Source organism: Streptomyces roseolus, from assembly GCF_014649855.1.
Classification (GTDB): Bacteria; Actinomycetota; Actinomycetes; order Streptomycetales; family Streptomycetaceae; genus Streptomyces; species Streptomyces roseolus.
The window spans coordinates 100,481-106,739 of the sequence record NZ_BMTV01000005.1 but is presented as its reverse complement, the minus strand read 5'-3'; the positions used below and the strand labels follow the sequence as shown (position 1 = coordinate 106,739).

The window sequence follows — 6,259 nt, the reverse complement described above, 5'->3', positions numbered from 1 at the left end:
CCGGGCGCCGACGCGGCCGTGCCGCTCCCGCGGTACGGCTCCTCGCGCGGACATCACGGTGCGCCCCGGTGGCGCGGAAAAGGCCGCTCAACGAATTCCCCCATAAGCCGGCACCGAACAAGATCGGTTCACCGGGGACGGCGCCCCGACGGGAACGCGCGAACTCCGGCCACCACGATCTTGGTCTCGGCCGCAGTCTTGTTCAGACGACCGGCGTGACGCAAGGGGGAAATCGCCGTCAACTGTCGGCCCGTCACCGGGAATTCACACGGAGAAGGAGGGATCAGACATCCGGCGCATACCCGGTGGAACGCGGTTCGCTTCCCGGGTTCCGACCGGGTGAAACATATGGCCGAAAAGTCTGTCAGATCGCTTCGGATTCCACCGGGGCGATCCCGAGAATCCGCTGCATATGCTCCAGGAAAAGCCGGGGGTGCGTGGCGAGGTAGAAGTGCCCGCCCTCGACGACGCGCACCTCCGCCCCGGCGGTGGTGTGTTCACGCCAGGCCTCCGCTGTGATCCGCGTCACCCTGGGGTCGCCGTCCGGCAGGATCACCGAGACCGGGCAGTCCACCACCGCCCCGGCGCCGGCCTCGTAGGTCTCGACCACCGCGAAATCGTTGCGCATGACCGGCAGGACCAGCCAGAGCAGTTCCGGGTGGCCGCCCAGGCCCGCGTCGGTGCCGCCCAGCGCCATGACCTCGGCCAGGAGTGCGTCGTCGTCGAGGAACCGCAGGCCCGCGTCGGTCCTGCGGGAGGGCGCCGCGCACGCCGACACGATCAGGCGCTCCGGCGGCCGTCCGGTGTCGCGCGCCATCCGGCGGGCGACTTCGAAGGCGACGATCGCGCCCATGCTGTGCCCGAAGAACACCGGCCGCTCCGACAGCTCCGGACGCAGCGCCGCGTAGGCGGCGTCGGCCAGCTCGGCCATCGTCCGGGGCTGCTCCTCGGAAATCCGGTCCTCCCGCCCCGGATACTGCGCCACCAGCGTGTTCGCGTCCCGGCTCAGCGCCTCGGACAGCGGCCGGTAGTAGCTCGCCGAGCCGCCGCCGTGCGGGAAACAGACCACCTGGCGCGCACCTTCCGGACCCGGGTGGAATATCCGGATCCACGGATTCCGGCCGTTGCGGTACTCCCCCATGTGCGCCCTTTCTCTGGTTCCACGAGACCGGCATCCTGCCATACCCGCATTTCCGGGAGAGGTTGACGCGGTGCGGCCGTTTCGATCACCGTAGGGCGCAGTCGGAGTTCATCGAGGATGAAGGCACAGCATGGATGACACGATCTACCGGGTGGTCCTGAATCACGAGGAGCAGTATTCGATCTGGCCGGAGGACCGGGAGATACCGCGGGGCTGGACGGACGGCGGAAAGACGGGCACCAGGGCGGAATGCCTCGACCACATCTCCGAGGTCTGGACCGACATGCGCCCGCGCAGCGTGCGCGACGCGGCCACGGCCTGAGCCGGCCGGGTCAGCGGAGGGCGGGAATGATCTCGCTGCCGTAGGCGTCGATGGTGCCCTCGCGGTGGTCGTGCATGGCGTAGACGGCGAACTGGTCGACGCCGAGCTCCTCCAGCCGGCGCAGCTTCTCGACGTGGGCCTCGGCCGGGCCGAGGAGGCAGAAGCGGTCGACGATCTCGTCGGGGACGAAGGCGGTGTCGGGGTTGTCGGCGCGGCCGTGGTGGGAGTAGTCGTAGCCCTGCCGGTCCTTGATGTACGCCGTGAGCTCCTCGGGGACCAGGGAGGAGTGCTCTCCGTACTTGGAAACCAGGTCGGCGACGTGGTTGCCGACCATGCCGCCGAACCAGCGGCACTGGTCCCGGGCGTGGGCGAGGGCCCCGGGCGAGTCGTCGGCGGTGACGTAGGCGGGGGCGGCGACGCAGACCGTGAGGGCGTCGGGGTCGCGGCCCGCGTCGACGGCGGCCTGCCGGACGGCCTTGACCATCCACTCGGTGAGGAAGGGGTCGGCGAGCTGGAGGATGAAGCCGTCGGCCTTCTGTCCGGCGAGCGCGAGGGCCTTGGGGCCGTAGGCCGCCATCCACACCGGCAGCTTCCCGTTCTTGATCCACGGGATGCGGACCGCGTTGCCGTCGACCCGCGCCTCCCTGCCCTCCGCCAGGTCGCGGATGACCTCGATGGCCTCGCCGAGCCGGGCCAGGGTGTTGGGCTTGCGGCCGGCGACGCGCATGGCGGAGTCGCCGCGGCCGATGCCGCAGACGGTCCGGTTGCCGAACATGTCGTTGAGGGTGGCGAAGGTGGAGGCGGTCACCTCCCACGTACGGGTGCCGGGGTTCGTCACCATCGGGCCGACGTGGAGCTTGGTGGTGTGTTCGAGGATCTGGCTGTAGATGACGAAGGGCTCCTGCCAGAGCACGGCGGAGTCGAAGGTCCAGCCGTAGCGGAAGCCGTTGCGTTCCGCCCGGCGCATCAGGCCGACGACCTGCGAGGCGGGCGGGTCGGTCTGCAGGACGAGTCCGAAGTCCATTTCGGTGGCCTCCCAGTTCGATGCGGTGCGACGGGATCCCGGGCCGCTCAGCCCAGGTACTGACAGAGACCGCGCGGCACGAAGACCCCGTGCCCCGTGCGGCCCACGTACGTCCGCCGGTCGATGACGACCTCGCCCCGCGAGAGGACGGTCTCCACCTGACCCGTGATCGTCTTGCCCTCGTACGCCGAGTAGTCGACGTTCATGTGGTGCGTCCCGGCCGACAGCACCTGGGTGGCGTGCGGGTCGTAGAGGACGATGTCGGCGTCCGCGCCGGGGGCGATGGTGCCCTTCTGCGGGTAGATGCCGAACATCCTCGCCGGCGTCGCGCAGGCGATCTCGATCCAGCGGCGCCGCGAGATGTGACCGTCCACGACCGCCTGGTGCAGCAGGTCCATCCGGTTCTCCACCCCCGGCAGGCCGTTGGGGATCTTCGAGAAGTCGCCCCGGCCGAGCTCCTTCTGGCCCACGAAGCAGAACGGGCAGTGGTCCGTGGACACCACCTGGAGGTCGTTCGTCCGCAGGCCCCGCCAGAGCGCCGCCTGGTGCTCCTTCGGCCGCAGCGGTGTCGAGCACACGTACTTGGCGCCCTCGAAGTCCGGCTCCGCGAGGTTGTCCGTGGACAGGAAGAGGTACTGCGGGCAGGTCTCGCCGAAGACCGGAAGCCCCATGTCCCGGGCGGCCGCCAGCTCGGCCACCGCCTCCTGCGCCGAGACGTGGACGACGTACAGCGGAGAGCCCGCGACGCGGGCGAGCTGGATCGCGCGGTGGGTGGCCTCCGCTTCCAGGAGCGCCTTGCGGACCTCCCCGTGGAAGCGGGGATCGGTCTCCCCCCTCGCCAGCGCCTGCTCGACGAGCACGTCGATCGCGATGCCGTTCTCCGCGTGCATCATGATCAGCCCGCCGGTCTCGCCGGCCACCTGCATCGCCCGCAGGATCTGCCCGTCGTCCGAGTAGAAGACGCCCGGATACGCCATGAACAGCTTGAACGAGGGAACGCCGTGCTCGATGAGCTTCGGCATCTCCTTGAGCGTCGCCTCGTTCACGTCCGACATGATCATGTGGAATCCGTAGTCGATCGCGCAGTTCCCGTCCGCCTTCTCCAGCCAGGCGTTCAGACCGGCCTGCAGCGACTCGCCCTGCGCCTGCACCGCGAAGTCGACGATCGTCGTCGTCCCGCCCCACGCGGCGGCCCGCGTCCCCGTCTCGAACGTGTCCGACGCGAACGTGCCGCCGAAGGGCAGCTCCATGTGCGTGTGCGCGTCGACCCCGCCCGGGATGACGTAGCGGCCGGTGGCGTCGAGGACGCGGTCGGCGGTCAGGCCGGCCGCCGCTCCGGAGCCGTGGGCGGCGAGCACGGCGACGCGGCCGTCCTCGACGAGGACGTCGGCGTGGAGTTCGTCGGAGGCGGTGACGACGAGACCGCCCCGGATCAGGGTTCGGGTGCTCATGGGAGTACTCCCCTGCCAACTAGAGGGACCGGAGGGCCTGTTCGAGGACGGCGGCGCCTTCCTCGGCCTCGGCGACGGTGAGCGAGAGCGGGGGCGCGACGCGCAGTGAGCTGGTGTCGTGGCCACCGCCCTTGCCGATGAGGAGGCCGTTCTCGCGGGCCTTCTCCAGGACGGCGGAAGCGGCCTCGGGGGCGGCCGCGCCGGTGACGGGGTCGGCGAGCTCGATGCCGATCATGAGGCCCCGGCCGCGGACCTCGCGGACGAGGTCGACGCCGGCCGCGGCGGCCCGGAGCCGTTCGATGAGGAGGCCGCCGACGCGCCGGGCGTTGCCCTGGAGGTCGTGGTCCAGGAGGTAGCCGAGGTTGGCGAGGCCCGCGGCCATGGTGACGGGCGAACCGCCGAAAGTGGAGATGGAGTTGGCGTCGAGGCAGTTCATGATCTCGGCCCGGGCGACGACCCCGCCGATGGACATGCCGTTGCCGATGCCCTTGGCGAAGGTGAGCAGGTCGGGCGGGCCGGCCTGGCCGTGCGCCTGCCAGCCCCAGAAGTGCTCGCCGGTACGGCCCCAGCCGGTCTGCACCTCGTCGGAGATCCAGAGGACGCCGTGGCGGTCGAGGACGCGGCGGAAGGCGGCGTACAGGCCGTCGGGCGGGGAGGTGAAGCCGCCGACGCCCTGGATGGGTTCGGCGATGAGGGCGGCGGTGCGGTGGGTGTGGCCGAGGAGGTCTTCGAGGTCGGCGACGGCGGCCTCGGTGAAGCGCTCGTCGCTGAGGCCCGCGAAGGGGCCGCGGCCGCGGACCGCGCCGTGCACGTAGAGGGTCTGGAGCGGGGAGAGGCCGGTGGGCGACCAGGAGCGGTTGCCGGTGACGCCGACGGTGGAGAAGGAGCGGCCGTGGTAGCTGTTGCGCATCGCCAGGATCTGGTTCGAGCCGCGGTACGCGGTGGCGAGGAGCAGGGCCGTGTCGTTGGCCTCGGTGCCGGAGGTGGTGAAGAAGACCCGGGCGTCGGGGATGCCGGAGAGGGTGGCGATCCGTTCGGCGAGCTCCACCATCGGCCGGTTGAGGTAGAGGGTGGAGGAGTGGACGATCCGGCCGGCCTGCTCGGCGACCGCCTTGGTCACCTCGGGGAGGGCGTGGGCGGTCATGGTGGTGAGGATGCCGCCGAAGAAGTCGAGGTAGCGGCGGCCCTCGGCGTCCCAGACGTGGCGGCCCTCGCCGTGGGTGATCTCGATCGGCTCCCGGTAGTAGAGGGCGAGCCAGTCGGGCAGGACGGAACGGTGGCGGGCGTACAGGCTGTTCACGGCCGGACCAGCCCGTCGTACGCGTCGGGACGGCGGTCCCGGTAGAAGGCCCACTGCTGCCGGACCTCCTCGATGAGGCCGAAGTCGAGGTCGCGCACGACGAGTTCCTCCTCCTTGTCGGAGGCGACGTCGCCGACGAAGCGGCCGCGCGGGTCGACGAAGTAGCTGGTGCCGTAGAAGTCGTTGTCGCCGTACTCCTCGACGCCGACGCGGTTGATGGCGGCGACGAAGTACTCGTTGGCGACGGCGGCGGCGGGCTGCTCCAGCTGCCACAGGTAGGAGGAGAGGCCGCGGTGGGTCGCCGACGGGTTGTAGACCAGCTGTGCGCCGTTGAGCCCGAGTTGCCGCCAGCCCTCGGGGAAGTGGCGGTCGTAGCAGATGTAGACGCCGACCTTGCCGACGGCGGTGTCGAAGACCGGCCAGCCGGCGTTGCCCGGGCGGAAGTAGTACTTCTCCCAGAACCCCTTGACCTGCGGGATGTGGTGCTTGCGGTACTTGCCGAGGTAGCTGCCGTCCGCGTCGACGACGGCGGCGGTGTTGTAGTAGAAGCCCTCGGCCTCGACCTCGAAGACCGGGACGACGATCACCATGCCGGTCTCGCGGGCGAGCTCCCGCATCCGCGTGACGGTGGGGCCGTCCGGGACGGGCTCGGCCCAGCGGTAGTGCTCGGGTTCCTGGACCTGGCAGAAGTAGGGGGCGTTGAACACCTCCTGGAAGCCGATCACCTGGGCGCCCCGGCGGGCCGCCTCGCGGGCGTGCTCCTCGTGCTTGGCGATCATGGATTCGGTGTCGCCGGTCCAGGTCGCCTGGACGAGGGCGGCGCGTACGACGGTCATGAGCAGCTCCTTCGGCGCGGCGTCGATGAGCCTCTACGCCCGTAGACACGGTGTGTAGGAGGAGAACGTAAGCCCCGTCACACCCCGGAGCAAGACCGCCGCCCGGAAGCGGCGCAGTCGATCATGTTTCATACCGGAGTGGTCCACACCGGACACGTACCGACACGTGCCGACTGCTCCCGTTC

General features: G+C 70.4%; 6 protein-coding genes. 1 reads left to right on the top strand and 5 read right to left on the bottom strand.

Annotated features, from left to right (window positions below; genetic code table 11):
* Positions 1-364: 364 nt before the first annotated feature.
* Positions 365-1,141: a thioesterase II family protein gene (locus IE245_RS07590; RefSeq protein ID WP_189945974.1), complete on the bottom strand. Its 777-nt coding sequence runs from the start codon at positions 1,139-1,141 to the stop codon at positions 365-367.
* Positions 1,142-1,271: 130 nt separating this feature from the next.
* On the opposite strand from IE245_RS07590, the gene IE245_RS07585 reads away from it, so the two are divergent.
* Positions 1,272-1,463 (top strand): MbtH family protein, encoded by a 192-nt coding sequence (locus IE245_RS07585; RefSeq protein WP_189945973.1) that lies wholly within the window; start codon positions 1,272-1,274, stop codon positions 1,461-1,463.
* Between the two features lie 10 nt (positions 1,464-1,473).
* Here IE245_RS07585 and IE245_RS07580 read toward each other — a convergent pair whose 3' ends face one another.
* Genes IE245_RS07580 through IE245_RS07565 form a run of 4 tightly spaced genes read right to left on the bottom strand, consistent with a single transcriptional unit; the run spans position 1,474 to position 6,074 of the window.
* Entirely contained in the window at positions 1,474-2,487 is a 1,014-nt protein-coding gene (locus IE245_RS07580; protein WP_189945972.1) for a TIGR03842 family LLM class F420-dependent oxidoreductase, read from the bottom strand.
* Between the two features lie 47 nt (positions 2,488-2,534).
* On the bottom strand, positions 2,535-3,938 hold the full coding sequence (gene hydA, locus IE245_RS07575; RefSeq protein WP_189945971.1) for a dihydropyrimidinase: 1,404 nt from the start codon (positions 3,936-3,938) through the stop codon (positions 2,535-2,537).
* 19 nt (positions 3,939-3,957) lie between these two features.
* Positions 3,958-5,238: an aspartate aminotransferase family protein gene (locus IE245_RS07570; protein WP_189945970.1), complete on the bottom strand. Its 1,281-nt coding sequence runs from the start codon at positions 5,236-5,238 to the stop codon at positions 3,958-3,960.
* Positions 5,235-6,074: a nitrilase-related carbon-nitrogen hydrolase gene (locus IE245_RS07565; RefSeq protein ID WP_189945969.1), complete on the bottom strand. Its 840-nt coding sequence runs from the start codon at positions 6,072-6,074 to the stop codon at positions 5,235-5,237. Before IE245_RS07565 ends, IE245_RS07570 begins: the two co-directional genes overlap by 4 nt.
* Between the last annotated feature and the right edge of the window lie 185 nt (positions 6,075-6,259).

Bases quoted from the DNA above. Each gene is read 5' to 3' on its own strand.
- IE245_RS07565 (WP_189945969.1), bottom strand. From the start codon at position 6,074: ATGACCGTCGTACGCGCCGCCCTCGTCCAGGCGACCTGGACCGGCGAC.
- IE245_RS07590 (WP_189945974.1), bottom strand. From the start codon at position 1,141: ATGGGGGAGTACCGCAACGGCCGGAATCCGTGGATCCGGATATTCCAC.
- hydA (WP_189945971.1), bottom strand. From the start codon at position 3,938: ATGAGCACCCGAACCCTGATCCGGGGCGGTCTCGTCGTCACCGCCTCC.
- IE245_RS07580 (WP_189945972.1), bottom strand. From the start codon at position 2,487: ATGGACTTCGGACTCGTCCTGCAGACCGACCCGCCCGCCTCGCAGGTC.
- IE245_RS07585 (WP_189945973.1), top strand. From the start codon at position 1,272: ATGGATGACACGATCTACCGGGTGGTCCTGAATCACGAGGAGCAGTAT.